General features: G+C 37.1%; 15 protein-coding genes, 1 rRNA gene and 1 other RNA gene. All 17 read left to right on the top strand.

Going from position 1 to position 18109, the window contains the following annotated elements; genetic code table 11:
• The coding region (locus ACEWK1_RS23770; protein ID WP_416636728.1) for a triose-phosphate isomerase at nucleotides 1-240 on the top strand (240 nt) is incomplete at its 5' end.
• On the top strand, nucleotides 233-1768 hold the full coding sequence (gene gpmI / locus ACEWK1_RS23765; protein WP_121663489.1) for a 2,3-bisphosphoglycerate-independent phosphoglycerate mutase: 1536 nt from the start codon (nucleotides 233-235) through the stop codon (nucleotides 1766-1768). The genes ACEWK1_RS23770 and gpmI, both read left to right, overlap by 8 nt.
• A gap of 126 nt (nucleotides 1769-1894) precedes the next feature.
• Nucleotides 1895-3187, top strand: coding sequence for a phosphopyruvate hydratase (gene eno / locus ACEWK1_RS23760; RefSeq protein WP_121663488.1), 1293 nt, complete (start codon nucleotides 1895-1897; stop codon nucleotides 3185-3187).
• A 295-nt stretch (nucleotides 3188-3482) separates the two neighbouring features.
• Nucleotides 3483-4463: a nuclease-related domain-containing protein gene (locus ACEWK1_RS23755; RefSeq protein WP_212135930.1), complete on the top strand. Its 981-nt coding sequence runs from the start codon at nucleotides 3483-3485 to the stop codon at nucleotides 4461-4463.
• Between the two features lie 5 nt (nucleotides 4464-4468).
• Entirely contained in the window at nucleotides 4469-4978 is a 510-nt protein-coding gene (locus tag ACEWK1_RS23750) for a TOBE domain-containing protein (RefSeq protein ID WP_212135932.1), read from the top strand.
• 210 nt (nucleotides 4979-5188) lie between these two features.
• Nucleotides 5189-5422: a preprotein translocase subunit SecG gene (secG, locus tag ACEWK1_RS23745; RefSeq protein ID WP_121663480.1), complete on the top strand. Its 234-nt coding sequence runs from the start codon at nucleotides 5189-5191 to the stop codon at nucleotides 5420-5422.
• 204 nt (nucleotides 5423-5626) lie between these two features.
• Nucleotides 5627-6367: an alpha/beta hydrolase gene (locus ACEWK1_RS23740; protein ID WP_212135934.1), complete on the top strand. Its 741-nt coding sequence runs from the start codon at nucleotides 5627-5629 to the stop codon at nucleotides 6365-6367.
• Between the two features lie 32 nt (nucleotides 6368-6399).
• The gene (gene rnr / locus ACEWK1_RS23735; RefSeq protein ID WP_212135936.1) at nucleotides 6400-8745 is read left to right on the top strand and encodes a ribonuclease R; all 2346 of its coding nucleotides are present in this window, start codon (nucleotides 6400-6402) and stop codon (nucleotides 8743-8745) included.
• Nucleotides 8746-8862: 117 nt separating this feature from the next.
• Nucleotides 8863-9330, top strand: coding sequence for an SsrA-binding protein SmpB (gene smpB / locus ACEWK1_RS23730; protein WP_098797845.1), 468 nt, complete (start codon nucleotides 8863-8865; stop codon nucleotides 9328-9330).
• Nucleotides 9331-9478: 148 nt separating this feature from the next.
• Nucleotides 9479-9841: a transfer-messenger RNA gene (gene ssrA / locus ACEWK1_RS23725) on the top strand.
• 200 nt (nucleotides 9842-10041) lie between these two features.
• Nucleotides 10042-11643: an ATP-binding protein gene (locus tag ACEWK1_RS23720; protein ID WP_232273806.1), complete on the top strand. Its 1602-nt coding sequence runs from the start codon at nucleotides 10042-10044 to the stop codon at nucleotides 11641-11643.
• Nucleotides 11640-12332, top strand: a complete 693-nt coding sequence (locus ACEWK1_RS23715; RefSeq protein WP_121663463.1) for a response regulator — start codon at nucleotides 11640-11642, stop codon at nucleotides 12330-12332. Before ACEWK1_RS23720 ends, ACEWK1_RS23715 begins: the two co-directional genes overlap by 4 nt.
• A 143-nt stretch (nucleotides 12333-12475) precedes the next feature.
• On the top strand, nucleotides 12476-13492 hold the full coding sequence (locus tag ACEWK1_RS23710; RefSeq protein WP_121665101.1) for a tripartite tricarboxylate transporter substrate binding protein: 1017 nt from the start codon (nucleotides 12476-12478) through the stop codon (nucleotides 13490-13492).
• 55 nt (nucleotides 13493-13547) lie between these two features.
• Nucleotides 13548-14000 carry a tripartite tricarboxylate transporter TctB family protein gene (locus tag ACEWK1_RS23705; protein WP_121663462.1) on the top strand — a complete coding sequence of 151 codons (453 nt, stop codon included), beginning with the start codon at nucleotides 13548-13550 and terminating at the stop codon, nucleotides 13998-14000.
• A 13-nt stretch (nucleotides 14001-14013) separates the two neighbouring features.
• Complete coding sequence (locus tag ACEWK1_RS23700) at nucleotides 14014-15537, top strand: tripartite tricarboxylate transporter permease (protein WP_121663461.1); 1524 nt, start codon at nucleotides 14014-14016, stop codon at nucleotides 15535-15537.
• Nucleotides 15538-15742: 205 nt separating this feature from the next.
• Complete coding sequence (locus ACEWK1_RS23695; protein ID WP_121663460.1) at nucleotides 15743-17491, top strand: methyl-accepting chemotaxis protein; 1749 nt, start codon at nucleotides 15743-15745, stop codon at nucleotides 17489-17491.
• A gap of 551 nt (nucleotides 17492-18042) precedes the next feature.
• Nucleotides 18043-18109, top strand: a 16S ribosomal RNA gene (locus tag ACEWK1_RS23690); the annotation flags it as partial.

Below are 18109 nucleotides of genomic sequence, written 5' to 3'. Positions count from 1 at the left end.
GGAAAATCTTCTTCTGCTGAAGATGCAAACGAAGTATGTGCGCACATTCGTCAAGTAATTGCAGAGCAATTTTCTTCTGACGTTGCACAAGCAGTTCGTATTCAATACGGCGGTAGCGTTAAGCCTGGTAACATCAAAGAATATATGGCGCAATCAGATATTGATGGTGCATTAGTAGGTGGAGCTAGCTTAGAAGCTCAATCTTTCCTTCAACTTTTGGAGGGTAGCAAAAATGAGTAAAGCACCAGTTGCACTAATTATTCTTGACGGATTTGCTTGCCGTCAAGAAACGAAAGGTAATGCTGTTGCACAAGCGAAAAAGCCTAACTTTGACCGCTTTTGGAATCAATATCCTCATGCTCAATTAATCGCTTCAGGTGAGGCTGTAGGTCTTCCTGAAGGTCAAATGGGGAACTCTGAAGTAGGTCACTTAAATATTGGTGCAGGTCGTATTGTGTACCAAAGTTTGACGCGTGTAAACGTAGCAATTCGTGAAGGTGAGTTTGCGAAAAACGACACGTTTGTTGAAGCTATTAATCACGTAAAGAAAACAGGTAAAAATCTTCACTTATTCGGTTTGTTATCTGACGGTGGCGTTCATAGCCATATTCATCATTTATTTGCCCTTTTAAAGCTAGCTGCAGATGAAGGCGTAAAAAATGTGTACATTCATGGCTTCTTAGATGGTCGAGATGTTGGTCCAAAAACGGCAAAAGTTTACTTGGATGAACTTCAAGAAAAAATCAAAGAATACGGTGTCGGGGAAATTGCGACATTATCTGGACGTTACTACTCAATGGACCGCGATAAGCGTTGGGATCGTGTTGAAAAGTCTTATCGTGCTATGGTATACGGTGAAGGCCCTACTTACAGCACACCAGATGAGCTTGTTGCCGATTCTTATAACAATGGAATCTTTGATGAGTTCGTGATTCCTTCTGTTATGACAAAAGAAGACGGTTCACCTGTTGCAACGATTCAAGACAATGATGCGGTGATTTTCTATAATTTCCGCCCTGACCGTGCGATTCAAATTTCAAACACGTTCACAAATGAAGATTTCCGTTCATTTGATCGTGGTGAAAAACACCCGAAAAACCTACACTTTGTGTGCTTAACACACTTTAGTGAAACGGTTGACGGATATGTGGCATTCAAGCCAACAAACCTTGATAATACACTCGGTGAAGTATTATCTCAAAACAACCTAACACAACTTCGTATTGCTGAAACGGAAAAATATCCTCACGTTACATTCTTTATGAGTGGCGGACGTGAAGAGAAGTTTCCCGGCGAAGAAAGAATTTTAATTGATTCTCCGAAGGTTGCAACTTATGATCTCAAGCCTGAAATGAGCGCTTACGAAGTAACGGACGCGTTACTAGGCGAAATTGCAGCTGACAAATTTGATGCTATCCTTTTAAACTTCGCGAACCCTGATATGGTTGGGCACTCTGGAATGCTTGAACCTACGATCAAGGCAATCGAAACAGTTGATGAGTGCCTAGGGAAAATTGTGGACGCTATTGTTGCAAAAGGCGGTAAAGCGATCATCACAGCAGACCATGGTAACTCAGATGAAGTCGTAACATTAGAAGGTGAGCCAATGACAGCTCATACAACGAACCCAGTACCTGTCATTGTGACACAAGAGGGAGTTACGCTTCGTGAAGATGGAATTTTAGGTGACCTAGCACCAACAATGCTAGATCTACTAAATGTTGAAAAACCGGCTGAAATGACTGGAACCTCTTTACTTAATAAGTAATTATTCAACCTTGCGGACAAGGGAGCACCCAAAGTCGGCCGCAGAGGGTGGATCTCCCGGACAACCAGGGAAATATGACAAACTAATTTTAAAATAAATTTTTTATAAAAAAGGAGATTAAACAATATGCCATACATTGTAGACGTATATGCTCGTGAAGTATTAGACTCTCGTGGTAACCCAACGGTAGAAGTAGAAGTACACACAGAATCAGGCGCTATGGGACGCGCGTTAGTACCAAGTGGTGCTTCAACTGGTGAATATGAAGCAGTTGAGCTTCGTGACGGTGACAAAGAACGCTACCTTGGAAAAGGTGTTCTTCAAGCTGTTAAAAACGTAAACGAATTAATCGCTCCAGAATTACTTGGATTCGATGTTACTGAGCAAATCGCAATCGACCAAGCTTTAATCGAGCTTGATGGTTCTGAAAACAAAGGTAAATTAGGTGCTAACGCAATCCTTGGTGTATCTATGGCTGCTGCTCGTGCTGCTGCAGATTACCTACAAGTTCCTTTATACCAATACCTTGGCGGATTCAGCGCGAAAACTCTTCCAGTACCAATGATGAACATCGTTAACGGTGGAGAGCACGCTGATAACAACGTTGACATTCAAGAATTCATGGTTATGCCTGTAGGTGCTGAAAACTTCCGTGAAGCACTACGTATGGGTGCGGAAATTTTCCACAGCCTAAAATCAGTTCTTTCTGCTAAAGGTCTTAACACAGCTGTAGGTGATGAAGGTGGATTCGCTCCTAACTTAGGATCAAACGAAGAAGCTCTTCAAACAATTATCGAAGCAATCGAAAAAGCTGGTTACAAACCAGGTGAGCAAGTAATGCTTGCTATGGATGCTGCTTCTTCTGAGTTCTACAACAAAGAAGACGGTAAATACCATCTTTCAGGAGAAGGTGTTGTAAAAACTTCTGCTGAAATGGTTGACTGGTATGAAGAAATGGCTTCTAAATACCCAATCATCTCAATTGAAGACGGTTTAGATGAAAACGACTGGGAAGGTCACAAACTATTAACTGAACGCCTTGGCGGTAAAGTTCAACTTGTTGGTGACGACTTATTCGTTACAAACACGAAAAAACTTGCTGAAGGTATCGAAAAAGGAATCGGTAACTCAATCCTTATCAAAGTTAACCAAATCGGTACACTTACTGAAACGTTCGAAGCAATCGAAATGGCTAAACGCGCTGGTTACACAGCAGTTATCTCTCACCGTTCTGGTGAAACTGAAGATACAACAATTGCTGACATCGCAGTTGCAACAAACGCTGGTCAAATCAAAACTGGTGCTCCATCACGTACTGACCGTGTTGCGAAATACAACCAATTACTACGTATCGAAGATCAATTACAAGACGCTTCAAGATACGATGGAATTAAAACTTTCTATAACTTAAAAAAATAATTTTAAGTTGATGGGAACTGCCGCGGGTGCGGCAGTTCTTTTTTGTGGTGTATGAGGCGAAACTTTGTATTTCTTGCTGGGGAAAACGTACCGACGTGCGAAAATTGTAGGAAATTGTCTAATCGCTGATATATTATGATAATCGCAGATAAAATAACAAAAATCGCGGATAAACTCTTGGAATAGCGAATAAAACCTCCAAATCGCGGATAAACAAATTTTTTACCCGAGACAAGCAGGATTTTTTAGAAAAACACTGAATAATATACATCAAAACTACATATGGAGTGAGAAAATGATCTTAAAATCCCGTACAAAACCCCGTATTATTCTCCAATTAGAAGCTTTACTTCCACGAATACCTAATTTCCATCCAACTCTGCCACTCATTACCGAAGATTACAACAAACGAATGGCCGGTTATAAAGGTGAACAATCCGTTGATTACCCACTCAGCTACCTTGATGAGAAAAACTACTTTATTTTTCACCACCTAAGATTAAAAACAGACAAACATTTCTTTCAAATGGACACATTAATTTTCACCAACAAAATGGCGATTATCCTCGAAATAAAGAATTTCTCCGGAACCATTTATTTTGATCCTAAGTTTAAACAACTCATTCAAACAAAAGATGGGAAAGAACTTGCCTATGCCTATCCATTGACGCAGCTTGATCGTCAGAAAGCTAACTTAAAAGAATGGTTGCGTATTAACAAGTTAGAAGATATAGCAATACAGTCATTAGTCGTGATCAGTAATCCCTACACAATCATAAGCACCTCTCCGGAAGATCATCATATTCACCACACAGTGATACACAAAGAAGAATTACCTAATAAAATACTTCAATTAGAAAAATCAAAGATCACAAACAAACTGGAAGAAAAGGCTTTAAGGAAGATATTTAAATTATTACTAAAAAAACATACCGAAGGTGACGCATCCATCTTAGAGAAATATGACATAAAAGAAAGTGACCTTCTTAAAGGTGTTTTTTGTCCAAAATGTAGTGTCCTTCCGATGGATCGGCTTAAAGGGAATTGGTTTTGTCCTTATTGTGGGGAAAAGAATAAACATGCTCATGTTAAGGCTGTTAAAGACTATCGACTTTTAATCAAATCAACGATCTCTAATAGGGAATTAAGAGATTTTTTAAAGTTTGATTCTGCAGATACTGCTACTAGATTGTTTCAGACAATGAATTTGAGGAGTACGGGAAAAAATAAAACACGAATCTACTTTTTGGATAGTCTAGAAAATGGTAAGCGGTAGTAAAGTTGAATAGTATTGTATATGTGACTCATGATCAAAGTGAAGCTTTGGCAATGGCTGATAGAATCGTTGTCATGAACAAGGGGAAGATTGAACAAGTAGGAACACCAAAAGAAATTTATAGCTGCCCAACATCAACATTTGTAGCCTCCTTTGTTGGTAAAGCGAACTTGATCCAAGGGAAGTGGGAAGGGGATACATTTTATCCATTGGATGATCCTACAATAAAATGGGGAAATACCGATGTAACCTCAGAATTAAAGAATAAAGGCATTTTTCCAGCGCGTCCGGAGCAACTTGAGATTTCGTTAAATGAAGGTGGTCTAGAGGGTATTGTCACAAGCGTGCAATATCAAGGTAAAGAAATTCACTACACAGTAACAATTAAAGAAGAGGAGCAATGGGTGATACATCAAGATATTAGTAAAGGATTTTCAGTAGGGGAACAAGTATTTATTCATTTGAAAATCAATCAAAATACTACTGATGGGATTAAACAGTTAGCCTACGTGTAATGTAAATTATAAGCCCGAATAAGTCACTTAAAATCAGTGTCAATATTCGAGCTTATTTTATTTCATATTAGAAAAATATTCTATTACGATTACTACAAACAGTCTCAGTTTTTTATCCAATCGAATTAATTGAATGTCTTATTGTGAATCAAAAAGAAGTATGGTACATTTAAACTATCTATTTGTGCGCATTTCAGGAGGTGTCAACTCATGCATACAGCATTAATTATTCTACTTGTTATCGTTTCAGTTGCTTTAATTACAGTTGTATTATTACAATCTGGTAAAAGCGCAGGGTTATCAGGGGCAATCTCTGGTGGAGCTGAGCAGCTTTTTGGAAAACAAAAAGCTCGTGGACTTGACTTAGTTTTACACCGTATTACAATCGTACTATCTGTTTTATTCTTTGTTTTAACTGTTTTAGTGGCATATGTTGTTCAATAAATAATAAGTAAAGGGTCTGTAGAAACAGGCTCTTTTTTGTTTGGGGCTGAAGAAAAAAGCTCACTAAGCATAAGAATTGTTCAAGGCCGAACGTGTTTGATTAAATAGAAGTATAAAGAATACATAGCTTGATGTTAGTTGTTTAGTAATACTGATGGTAATTTTGGGATAAACTAAATAAAAGATAGTAAGGAGTTAGTAAGAATGAAAAGAGTTTTGCCAAAGCCGTTTACATTTGAAGGCGGCGATCGAGCTGTTTTATTATTACATGGATTTACAGGGAACACAGCGGATGTTCGAATGCTTGCACGCTTTCTTAGTGAAAAAGGCTATACATGTCATGCGCCACAATATAAAGGCCACGGTGTACCGCCAGAAGAGCTCGTTCATACAGGTCCTGAAGATTGGTGGAAGGATGTACAAGAAGGGTATGAGCATCTGAAAAGCATGGGATTTGAGGACATAGCTGTTGGGGGATTATCACTTGGTGGAGTTTTCTCATTAAAATTGGGTTACACTTTACCTGTAAAGGGAATTATCCCAATGTGTGCGCCAATGTACATTAAAAGTGAGGAAGTTATGTATCAAGGAGTTCTCGAATATGCGAGAAATTATAAAAAGTTTGAAGGGAAGTCTCCTGAGGAAATAGAAGAGGAAATGAAGGAGTTTGAGAAGACTCCAATGAATACACTAAAAGCCTTACAAGAGTTAATTGCAGATGTCCGAAATAATGTAGATATGATCTATTCACCAACGTTTGTGGCACAAGGTAGACATGATCATATGATTAACACGGACAGTGCAAATATTATCTACAATGAAGTAGAAAATGATCATAAACGAATAAAGTGGTACGAAGAATCTGGACATGTGTTAACACTTGATAAAGAACGTGATCAACTCCATGAGGATGTGTATCAATTTTTAGAAAGCCTTGATTGGTAAGGTTTTTTTAGAACGAGAAAAGGAGGATGAAAATGGATCAAGAAATTCAAGTACATATTGATAAACTGCTTTCATTTATGAAAGAGGAAGCTTATAAGCCCCTAACTGTTCAAGAGCTTGAACAAGCATTTGGAATAGAAGATTCAACGGAGTTTAAAGATTTTGTAAAAGCATTAGTTGTCATGGAGGACCAGGGCCTCGTTGTTAGAACAAGAAGCAACCGTTATGGCTTGCCAGAAAAAATGAATTTAATTAAAGGAAAGCTAATTGGTCACTCAAAAGGATTTGCTTTTGTTGACCCTGAGGACACTGCTTTAGATGATATCTTTATTCCACCTACTGAATTGAAAACGGCTATGCACGGTGATGTTGTTATGGTCAGAGTCAGTGCAAGCACAGGTGGGACAAGACAAGAAGGAACGATTGTCCGTATTTTAGAGCGTGGAATAACAGAGGTTGTTGGTACTTATACGGAAAGCAAAAATTTCGGTTTTGTTGTTCCAGATGATAAAAAAATCGCTAATGATATTTTTATTCCAAAAAATGCATCAAAGGGTGCTGTTGAGGGACATAAGGTTGTTGTGAAATTAACAACTTATCCTGAAGGACGCATGAGTGCAGAAGGGGAAGTTATTGACATTCTCGGTCATAAAAATGATCCTGGTGTTGATATTTTATCTGTTATTCATAAGCACGGATTACCTGGCCCATTCCCAGTCGAAGCACTTGAGCAAGCAAACGATGTTCCGGAGACGATTAGAGAGGAAGATCTAAAGGACCGCCGTGATTTAAGAAACGAAACAATTGTTACGATTGATGGCGCTGATGCGAAAGATCTAGATGATGCTGTTACAGTGACAAAACTAGATAATGGCCACTATAAGCTTGGTGTTCATATTGCCGATGTTAGTCATTATGTAACAGAGAAGTCTCCAATTGATCGTGAAGCATTAGATCGTGCGACAAGTGTGTATCTTGTTGACCGTGTTATTCCAATGATTCCACATCGTTTATCAAATGGAATTTGTTCTTTAAATCCTAAAGTGGATCGTTTAACACTTTCTTGTGAGATGGAAATCGATGAAAAAGGAACAGTTGTTAAACATGAAATTTTCCAGAGTGTGATAAAAACAACAGAGCGTATGACGTACTCTGATGTAAATAAAATTTTAGAAGACCGTGATGAAGAGCTTCTAAAAAAATATGAAAGTCTTATTCCAATGTTTGAACAAATGGGTGAGCTTGCAGCAGTACTGCGCCAAAAGCGTATGGAGCGAGGTGCCATTGACTTTGATTTTAAAGAAGCAAAGGTGCTTGTCGACAAAGAAGGAAAGCCAACGGAAGTTGTGATTCGCGAACGCTCAGTAGCAGAGCGTCTTATTGAAGAGTTTATGTTGCTTGCCAATGAAACAGTAGCAGAGCACTTCCATTGGATGAATGTACCGTTTATATATCGAATTCATGAAGATCCAAATGCTGAAAAACTACAAAAATTTCTTCAGTTCATTACGAATTTTGGGTACTCAGTAAAGGGTGCAGGAAATGAAATTCATCCAAGAGCATTGCAAGATATTTTGGAAGAAGTACAGGGTAAACCAGAAGAAACAGTTATCTCAACAGTTATGCTCCGTTCGATGAAGCAGGCTAAGTACGATCCTGAAAGCTTAGGTCACTTTGGACTGGCTACGGAGTTTTACACACATTTTACATCACCAATTCGTCGTTATCCTGATTTAATTGTGCATCGTTTAATCCGCACATATCTAATAGAAGGAAAAGTTGATGAAGAAACTCGTGCACATTGGGCGGAAAGCTTACCTGTAATCGCGGAACAATCCTCCAACATGGAACGAAGAGCGGTAGAGGCAGAGCGTGAAACAGATGAACTGAAAAAAGCGGAGTACATGCTTGATAAAATTGGCGAAGAATACGACGGTATGATCAGTTCTGTTACAAACTTTGGTATGTTCGTTGAGCTTCCAAATACAATAGAAGGTCTTATTCACGTCAGCTATATGACAGATGATTATTACCGATATGATGAGCAGCATTATGCGATGATTGGTGAACGCACTGGTAATGTCTACAGAATTGGTGACGAAATCACTGTACGCGTAGTAAATGTAAACAAAGACGAGCGCGCAATTGATTTCGAAATTGTTGGTATGAAAGGGACAAGAAGACGCCCTGAAAAAGAAAAACCAAAAGTCATCATTGCTGGTAAAGGAAGAAAAGATTCCAATGGTCGTGGCGGCGGTAATAACGGCAAAACACATGGAAATGACAAGGATGGCGAATGGTCAACACGTCCACCTCGTAAAAAGAAGAAAAAACACTTCGAAAATGCACCAAAAGCAAAACGTAAGAAAAAGCGCTAAATGATGATTGAGGGTCTGACATTCTAAGTGTCAGTCCCTCTTTAACTCTATTAATTGAGTTACAGTCCATTTTTTGCTAAAATAGAACGTATCGCTAGATCGAGGGGAGTGAACACAATGCCAAAAGGTATGGGAAAAGTAGTCGCCCAAAACAAAAAAGCAAATCATGACTATTCAATAGAGGAAACATTTGAAGCTGGCATTGTCCTTCAAGGTACGGAAATTAAATCAATTCGTAATGGACGTGTAAACTTAAAGGATTCGTATGCACGTATTGATCGTGGCGAAGTATTTCTATTGAACATGCATGTTAGCCCGTATGAACAAGGAAATCGCTATAATCATGATCCACTAAGACAAAGGAAGCTATTACTTCATAAGCGTGAAATTGTGAAACTAATTGGTGCAACCAAAGAAGAAGGTTATGCCCTTGTTCCTTTAAAGATGTATTTGAAGAATGGTTATGCAAAGGTGCTAATCGGTCTTGGTAAAGGGAAAAAGAAATACGATAAACGTGAAGATCTGAAGAAGAAGGAAGCGAAGCGTGATATCGAACGTGCCTTTAGAGAACGTCAAAAAATGTAGTGGGAAAACCTTACAATTGCATTTTTGAGCCATTCTGATATAATAAGTTTTGTAAGACAGTCAACTTACTTTTTAAAAACTTAATAAGCAATTAAGCTTGATCTTTTTAAACTTCCCGTATTCCCTAGCTGGTATATACGGCTTACATGGGGACGTTACGGATTCGACAGGGGTAGTTCGAGCTTAGGTTGCGGGCCGAAGGGATCGTCTTCGTAAAAACGTCACGCCAATAATAACTGGCAAATCTAACAATAACTTAGCTTTAGCAGCTTAATAACTGCTTAGCTGTTCCTCCCTCCATCGTCCATGTGGTAGGGTAAGGGACTCACTCTTAGTGGACTACGCCTAATTCCTCCGTCTGGGGATGATGGAAGAGACCAATCAGACTAGCTGCTCTAACGCCTGTCGATAGGCATAGGAGTTAGCGAAACCGCAAATATATCGACTACGCTCGTAGACGCTTAAGTGCCGATATGTCTGGACGAGGGTTCGACTCCCTCCGTCTCCACCAAATACATATTTGGTGGTTTTTATTTTGTCTTTTTTTAAAAAACTCAAAAGAGTTCTCCGAAAATCTCCTCAATCAATTTATTTCCAATAACTTTACTTTATTAAATAGAAGAAAATTCTCAATGACAAACCAAAGGTATTTATATACAATAAAGAATACTCAAACTTGTAAGCGATTTCTAAAAACTGAGGTGTGAGCTATTGAAAAGAACGAATCGACCTAAGCTTTATATACGCATTATTTTGTTTGCCCTTAGTCTTATTTTATTAATTGTTCTTTTATGTAGTATTTTATACTATCATACTTTATCAAAAACAGTTGAGCAGCAAATTAGCAAAAGAGCTTTACATGTTGCTACAACGATAGCGAACATGCCTGAGATTCATGAAGCATTTGATACTGAAGATCCATCTAGAATTATTCAGCCTTTGGTTGAAAAAATAAGAGTGGAAATTGGCGCTGAATATATCGTAATTGGTAATAAAGAAGGAATTCGATATTCTCACCCAATTCCAGAGAGAATTGGGAAAAAGATGGTTGGAGGAGACAATGTTAAGGCGTTAAAAGAAGGTAAATCTTATGTTTCCAAGGCAACTGGATCCTTAGGGCCTTCATTAAGAGGAAAGGTACCAATTCTTGATGGTGATGAAATTATAGGTGTAGTCTCAGTAGGTTTTTTAATTGAGGATATTGAAAATACAGTCTTTGATTACGGAAAACCTGTTATTTGGATTGCCATTACTGCATTTCTTTTGGGAACATTAGGTTCGATTATATTAGCAAGAAGGATAAAAAATACAATGATGGGACTAGAGCCTGAGGAAATTGCTACATTGTTTAAACAACGTAATGCTGTTATTGAAACGGTTCATGAAGGAATCATTGTTATTAATGAGGATGGAAAGATATTGATCATCAATCAAGCTGCATATGACATTTTATCACTAGATAAGACAAAACCTGTTGTTGGAGAACAGGTTTTTGATATTATCCCTAATTCTTCTTTACTAGATGTTCTAAGAACAGGCGAAAAGCAACTAGATAAACAACTAGAAATTAGAAATAAGATCATTATAGCAAACCGTATTCCTGTTAAATATGGAGATGAAGTGATTGGTGTCGTATCTAGCTTTAGACTTAAATCTGATATTGATCAATTAACAGAAGAATTATCACAAGTGAAGAGATACACAGAAGCCTTAAGAGCGCAGACCCACGAGTTTAATAACTTGCTTTATACGATTTCGGGATTAATTCAATTAGGGTCATTGGATGAGGCCCTGACACTTATTCATGAAGAAACAGAAAGTCAAAGAGATTTTACACAATTTCTCATGAGGAAAATAAAAGATCCATGGCTTGGTGGGATTTTACTAGGGTTTTACAATCGTGCTAAAGAGCTAAAGGTTACCTTTCATGTTGATCGAGAAAGCAGTCTGGAGGAGATTCCTAAGCACATTGGTTATAGTAGTTTGGTTTCAATTTTAGGAAACCTTATAACGAATGGATTTGAAGAATTAGAAAAGCAAAAACGTAAAGAACGATATGTACGTTTTTTTATAACTGATCTAGGTGATGATCTCATTATGGAAATTGAAGATAGTGGAACCGGTGTTGAACCTCACATGTTATCTGAGATTTTTAAAAAGGGTTTCTCAACAAAGGATGGGAAAAATCGAGGGCTTGGTTTAGCGAAAGTGAGTGAATTAGTCGAGGAACTAAATGGGAGTATTACAATTGAAACAGGCGAATTAGGTGGTGCTTTGTTTATTATTGCGATCCCAAAGGAGGAGCCAAAATGAAGGTAGAAGTAATGGTGATTGAAGACGATGCTAGGATAGCAGAAATTAATAGCCGTTTTACAAAGAAGATAGATGGCTTTGAGGTAGTAGCCATAGCAACGTCTGGAGCGGAAGCAATTGAATTACTTGAAATTATTCAACCGCAGTTAGTTTTGTTAGATGTGTTTTTACCAGATATGTTAGGAACAGATTTAGGGAGGGTCATCCGTAAGTCTTATCCAGATATCGACATTATTATGATTACTGCATCTTCAGAGGTTGATATAGTTGGAGATTCTTTACGAAATGGGGTTTGTGATTATATTGTCAAACCGGTTACATTCGAGAGATTTAAGACAAGTCTAGAAGCCTATCAAAAAAGATTGGAAAAATTAAAAACGACAAAACATTTAACTCAAGAAGAGATAACAGCTTTATGGAGTTTATCCCGACAAGATAGTCATTTAATAGAGGAAGATGGTGCGCCAAAGGGGATTGATCCACTAACACTCAACAAAATATTAGAGTTTCTTTTAAATGTTGCTGAAGAGGGGATTACAGCTGAATCATTAAGTAAACAGTCTGGGGTTAGTCGATCAACAGCAAGGAGATATTTGGAATATCTTATTTCACAAAAAAAGATATATGCAGAGCTAGTATATGGAAATGTTGGGCGGCCGGAAAGAAGGTACTTCCGTTTTCAGTCATGAACTTTATGAACAAAAAGAATTCATTACAGTTAATTGAACTTATGAGGTTAAGATTCTATAAATTAAAAAATTCTGTTAACTTTAAGACAGCGCTTACATTAAGTGCTGTCTTTTTAAATGGACAAAGAATTGGGGGAAATTCTATGAAGAAAACAATGTTGGTCGTATTAGTTGGACTTCTAAGTTTTATGTTAGCTGCTTGTGGTGGAGATAAGGAAAAAGCCAATAGTAGTGAAAGTAGCTCTAATTATCCAGAAAAACCAATCACCGTTGTAGCTCCATCAGGTGCAGGCGGCGGCTGGGATTTAACGGCAAGAGCATTAGCGAAGGTTTTATCTGATACAAAGTTAGTTGAAGAAACATTAACAGTTGAAAATAAACCAGGTGGTGGTGGTGCTGTTTATATGGCAGAGTTTGCAACTCAAGAAAAAAACAATCCATATAAATTAATGATCAGTTCACCGCCAATTTTAATAAATCATGAGAAAAAAGAAGGAAACAGTCCATATGGTTATGGCGATACAACTCCTTTAGCACAGCTTACAAAAGATTACGGAGCTATTGTTGTAAAAAGTGATTCACCTTTTAATGATTTGCAATCTGCATTAGATGCCATTAAAGCGGATCCAACAAAAGTGACAGTTGCAGGCGGATCTTCACCTGGCTCAATGGATCATTTAGTAGCAGTATTACCTGCATTTAAGTCTGATATTGACCCGAAATCAGTGAAATATGTCTCATATGATGGTGGTGGTGAAGCAATTGCGGCACTGCTAGGAGGAAATGCTGACTTAATTGCTACAGATGCTTCAGCTATTGGAGAATATGTGAAATCAGGAAAAGTGAAAGTGTTGGCGGTTAGTTCACCTGAACGTTTGGAAGGTGATTTAGCAGATGTACCAACTTTTAAAGAAGCAGGGATAGATGCAGACTTTACAATCTGGCGTGGTGTATTTGGACCAAAGGAATTGAAGGAAGAAGAATTAGCTTTCTGGGATAAAACATTACAAAAACTGTCAGAAAGCGAAGAATGGAACAATGAAGTAAAATCAAATGGGTGGGAAAGTGAATTTAAAAACTCAACAGATTTCAAGAAGTTTTTAGATGAGCAAAATGTTGTGATTCAGGACCTCTTAACAGCATTAGGCATGCAAAAATAAAGCTTTAGGAAGAGGGGGCCTCCCCTCTTTCTCTCTATAGGGAGTGAGAGTAAAGATGAGTAAAGCTTTTGATCGTTACTCAAGTGTTATGTTTATGGTCATAGGAATATTCTTCGTTGTCGAAAGCCAAAAAATTTCGGAAAGTGCATATGGGAGTAATGTTGGCCCTGATATGTTTCCAACTATACTAGGGGCTATATTAGTCTTGCTTAGCCTTCGTCTATTCTATGAAACATTTAAATATGTGAATGAACAAAAGGGGAAAGAAGAGCTAGATTACAAGAGATTTTTCATTATTTTAATTTCTGCTATTCTTTATGCTTCATTTATCGAAACATTAGGTTTTATTTTAACAACATTTCTCTTTTTACTTGTTAGTTTCATCGCAATGGATAAAAAGAATATACTAAAATCCATCGTTATTGCAGCATGCTTTTCAGGTGGGGTTTATTATTTATTTGTTGAAGTTCTTGAAGGCTCTTTACCTGGCTTTCCAACTTGGTTTTAGTGAGGTGTTATAAATGGATACAATTCAATTTTTAGCAAATGGCTTTGCAGAAGCTTTGCAATGGCATAATTTATTGTTTGCGTTTGTTGGAGTATTAATTGGTACTGCGGTTGGTGTTCTTCCAGGAATAGGTCCAATGAGTGGAGTGGCGTTATTAATTCCCGTAACAGCTACTCTTACATCAGGTCTTGATCCTGAATCAGCGGCAGCAAGCTCAATTATTTTATTAGCAGGTGTTTATTATGGAGCGATGTATGGCGGATCTACAACATCTATTTTATTAAATACACCAGGTGAATCGTCATCAGTTGTAACTGCTCTTGATGGTTATCAAATGGCCAGACAAGGAAGAGCTGGAGCTGCACTGTCAATTGCTGCAATTGGTTCATTTTTTGCAGGGATTGTTGCACTTATCGGTCTAACAATTTTAGCGGAACCATTGTCTAGTGTCGCATTGTCTTTTGGTCCAGCAGAGTATTTTTCATTAATGATATTAGGACTTTGTGCCGTCAGTGGCCTTGCAGGAAAATCAAGAACAAAAGCTTTAATTATGACAGTTGTTGGACTGCTAATTGCTACAATCGGAATGGACAATGTATCAGGTGTAGCACGCTTTACGTATGAGGTTCCTGTTTTATATTCAGGTATTGAATTTTTAACTGTTGCAGTGGGACTGTTTGCTCTTGGAGAAGTATTTAAAACAATCTTGGAAAAAGAGAGTGTTGATGGATCTATTGCGAAAGTGGAAAGAATTCTTCCAACAAAAAAAGATTTGAAAGAGAGCTCAGGGCCGATTGTCAGAGGATCTTTATTAGGATTTTTCATTGGGATTTTACCAGGTGCAGGAGCAACATTAGCATCCTTCTTTTCTTATATTATGGAAAAGAAGATTAGTAAAAATCCTGATAAGTTTGGAAAAGGGGCAATTGAAGGGGTAGCCGCACCTGAGGCCGCAAATAACGGTGCCTCAGGTGGAGCAATGATTCCATTATTAACGTTAGGTATACCAGGCTCAGGTACAACAGCAATCTTAATGGGAGCTCTTATTATGTATAATATACAGCCAGGTCCACTATTCTTCACGGATCACCCACAAGTTGCTTGGGGTTTGATTGCTAGTATGTTCATCGGAAATGTGATGCTGCTTATTTTAAATTTACCACTTGTTAAAATTTTTGCGAAAATCATCGAAACACCAACAAAGTATTTATTACCTATTATTGTAGCTATATCAATATTCGGAGTTTATGCTGTTCAATTTACAGTGTTTGATTTATTACTTTTAATTGGTTGTGGAGTAGTGGGTTACTATTTAACAAAGCATGATTACCCTGTAGCGCCACTAGTACTCGGTTTGGTACTAGGGCCAATGATTGAAAATAATATGAGAAGAGCTTTAACTACATCGAATGGAGATTTTATTATTTTCTTAGAGAAGCCCATTTCACTTATCTTTTTAGTGATTGCATTGTTATGGATGACCATTCCAATTCTATTAAAAATGAGAGGTCGAAATGTTGTTGTAAACGAAGATTAAATAAAATCAACTGTAGATAAACATAGGGAATTCGACAATCATAGTTATATTGAAAATGAGGCGCGGTCCGTGACTTAGGATCAGTGCCTTTTCACATTTTTAGACCATACTAGAAACTATTACCAGTAAATAAAAGTCGAAAATTACTCATTCATATTATAAATGGTCGATATATATAATGAGAAAATTTATGGGGGAGCTTAGTATGAAGAGGAGAATTAAGGTCGACTGGCATAGTATATCAATCAAGATGATGGTTTTACTTACGATTATTATTGTGTTTTCCGTATCAACGATTGGATTAACTAGTTATTTCATAGCAAAGGATCAATTAACGAAAGCTGGTAAACAAGAGATTTATCACATTGTTAATAGTTCATTAGCTACTTTAGAGGCAATAAACCAACAGGTGGAAAACGGTCATCTAACTTTAGAGGAGGGGAAAGAGGAAGCAAGGCTCCTTTTGAGTGGACCAAAACTTAAGAATGGAGAGCATGATTATAAGAATTCGCATTTTTTATATAAAGGTGAAGGGTATATCCTCGCCTATGATGCAAACTTTTCCTCACAAGTTCATCCAAGTAATCCAGTAGGAGATATTCCTGAGGATACGACAAATCGTGAAAAAATGGTGAAAGGCTCATTAGCTTCAAATAAAGAAGACCGTTATGTCTATTACGATGACGTGAACGATGAAACAGGAGAAATGAGAAAGAAAATATCTTATATGGAACATTTTGAGCCGTGGGATTGGTATGTTGGTCTAGCTGTTTACGAAGATGAATTTTATGAAGGCTTAGAAATCATTAAATTTATCATATTATGGGGAACTTTTGTGCTTATATTAATAAGTATATTAGTATTTTACTTGGCAATTAAAAAGAAAATTTCTTTATTGAAAGAAGTTGCAAAATCTTCAATGGATATTGCTGATGGAAAGATTCAGGCTACAAATCTTTCAGAATCAAGAGATGAGATTGGTCAATTAGCAGGTGCATATAATAAGATGTCTTATCAGCTTCTTGAATTAGTACAAAATGTAAAAAGTACAAGTTCAAACTTACTTGACTCAGCAACAGAGCTTTCTGCAGTATCAGAACAAACGCTAGCAAGCAGCGAAGAGATTGGTACAGCTGTCTCGGAAATTTCTACAGGAACTCAAGAGCAAGCTAATGATTTAGAAAACATCAATCATAGTGTTGAAACATTGACAAAATCAATTGATTCAATGAATCAGCAGAGTAATATAATTAAGGGAGTTACAAGTAAATCTCAACTATTATCGAACGAGGGAAATGAAATTGTTTCTTCATTGAGAAAATCTAATGCTGATTCTTTACATGCATCGGAGAAAATTAACACAGGAATAAAAAGTCTGTATGATAAAACTCAGGAAATTCATCATATTATGGTAACAATTGAAAATATTGCAGCGGAAACAAATTTACTTGCATTAAATGCTAGTATTGAAGCAGCTAGGGCAGGGGAGCATGGAAAAGGCTTTTCTGTGGTAGCGGATGAAATAAGAAAGCTTGCTGAACAATCTAAGCAGGCAACATATCAAGTTCGAGGAGTAGTGTCTACGATCGCAACTGAGACCGGTAATACGGTAGAAATTGTAGAACAAACCATGCTTACATCGACTAAATTAAATGATGATGTTTTAGAAACGCAAGATAAGTTTAATCAGTTATCGAATTCAATAAATGAAACTGTCTCAGCACTAGAAATTTTAAATGATGAAATTAGAAATATCACCAATCAAACTTCTATGATAGGAGATGGAATTCAAAGTTCATCAGGTGTTTCCGAACAAACAGCTGCATCTGTGGAGGAAATTAGTTCGTCAATTGACGAGCAAAACAATGCTATAAGACAGGTGGCAAAATCTGCAGAGCAATTAAATATAATGAATAAAGAATTAGATGATATGTTAAGCAAATATAAATTATAAAGGTACAATCATTATAAAGATAAAATAGCAAGGCAAGCTGAGGTGTCAGCTTGTCTTGCTATTTGCCCAAATAAGTATGATTTTATATAGGAATGTACTTATTGGTAAATGGTAGAGGAGGAACTGTCTTAATCAAGCAAAGATAAAGAATAAAGTATTGCTTCATTAGTCTATTTTGTATTTGATTATCTTTTATAATGAAGAAGCTAGTTATCTATCATATAAGATGTTTTCATAGAAGTTGACATAGGTGATGATGGATGATAATATATAACTTGTCGCTAAGTAAGACGATATAGAAGACAAAAAAGATTTGAAAATACTATTGACTTCTACGAAATGAAATGGTAAGATATTATTTGTTGCTACGAGATATGACATTAAATTTTCTTGCTTGAGAAAAACGATTCATAGAAGTTGACAACAGAGAAACTATCTGATACAATGGTTTTTGTCGCTGATAAAGTTCTCGGCTAAAGTAGTTCTTTGAAAACTAAACAAAACAGAAACGTCAACGTTTTAAAGATTTAATTATGAGCTTTATCAACTCTTTATTGGAGAGTTTGATCCTGGCTCAGGACGAACGCTGGCGGCGTGCCTAATACATGCAAGTCGAGC

Source organism: Metabacillus sp. YM-086, from assembly GCF_048059995.1.
GTDB lineage: Bacteria > Bacillota > Bacilli > Bacillales > Bacillaceae > Metabacillus > Metabacillus litoralis_B.
Note: the sequence above shows the minus strand (reverse complement) of the source record. Positions and strands in the feature narration are given on the sequence as shown.

Bases quoted from the DNA above. Each gene is read 5' to 3' on its own strand.
- gpmI (WP_121663489.1), top strand. From the start codon at position 233: ATGAGTAAAGCACCAGTTGCACTAATTATTCTTGACGGATTTGCTTGC.
- eno (WP_121663488.1), top strand. From the start codon at position 1,895: ATGCCATACATTGTAGACGTATATGCTCGTGAAGTATTAGACTCTCGT.
- ACEWK1_RS23755 (WP_212135930.1), top strand. From the start codon at position 3,483: ATGATCTTAAAATCCCGTACAAAACCCCGTATTATTCTCCAATTAGAA.
- secG (WP_121663480.1), top strand. From the start codon at position 5,189: ATGCATACAGCATTAATTATTCTACTTGTTATCGTTTCAGTTGCTTTA.
- ACEWK1_RS23740 (WP_212135934.1), top strand. From the start codon at position 5,627: ATGAAAAGAGTTTTGCCAAAGCCGTTTACATTTGAAGGCGGCGATCGA.
- rnr (WP_212135936.1), top strand. From the start codon at position 6,400: ATGGATCAAGAAATTCAAGTACATATTGATAAACTGCTTTCATTTATG.
- smpB (WP_098797845.1), top strand. From the start codon at position 8,863: ATGCCAAAAGGTATGGGAAAAGTAGTCGCCCAAAACAAAAAAGCAAAT.
- ACEWK1_RS23715 (WP_121663463.1), top strand. From the start codon at position 11,640: ATGAAGGTAGAAGTAATGGTGATTGAAGACGATGCTAGGATAGCAGAA.
- ACEWK1_RS23710 (WP_121665101.1), top strand. From the start codon at position 12,476: ATGAAGAAAACAATGTTGGTCGTATTAGTTGGACTTCTAAGTTTTATG.
- ACEWK1_RS23705 (WP_121663462.1), top strand. From the start codon at position 13,548: ATGAGTAAAGCTTTTGATCGTTACTCAAGTGTTATGTTTATGGTCATA.
- ACEWK1_RS23700 (WP_121663461.1), top strand. From the start codon at position 14,014: ATGGATACAATTCAATTTTTAGCAAATGGCTTTGCAGAAGCTTTGCAA.
- ACEWK1_RS23695 (WP_121663460.1), top strand. From the start codon at position 15,743: ATGAAGAGGAGAATTAAGGTCGACTGGCATAGTATATCAATCAAGATG.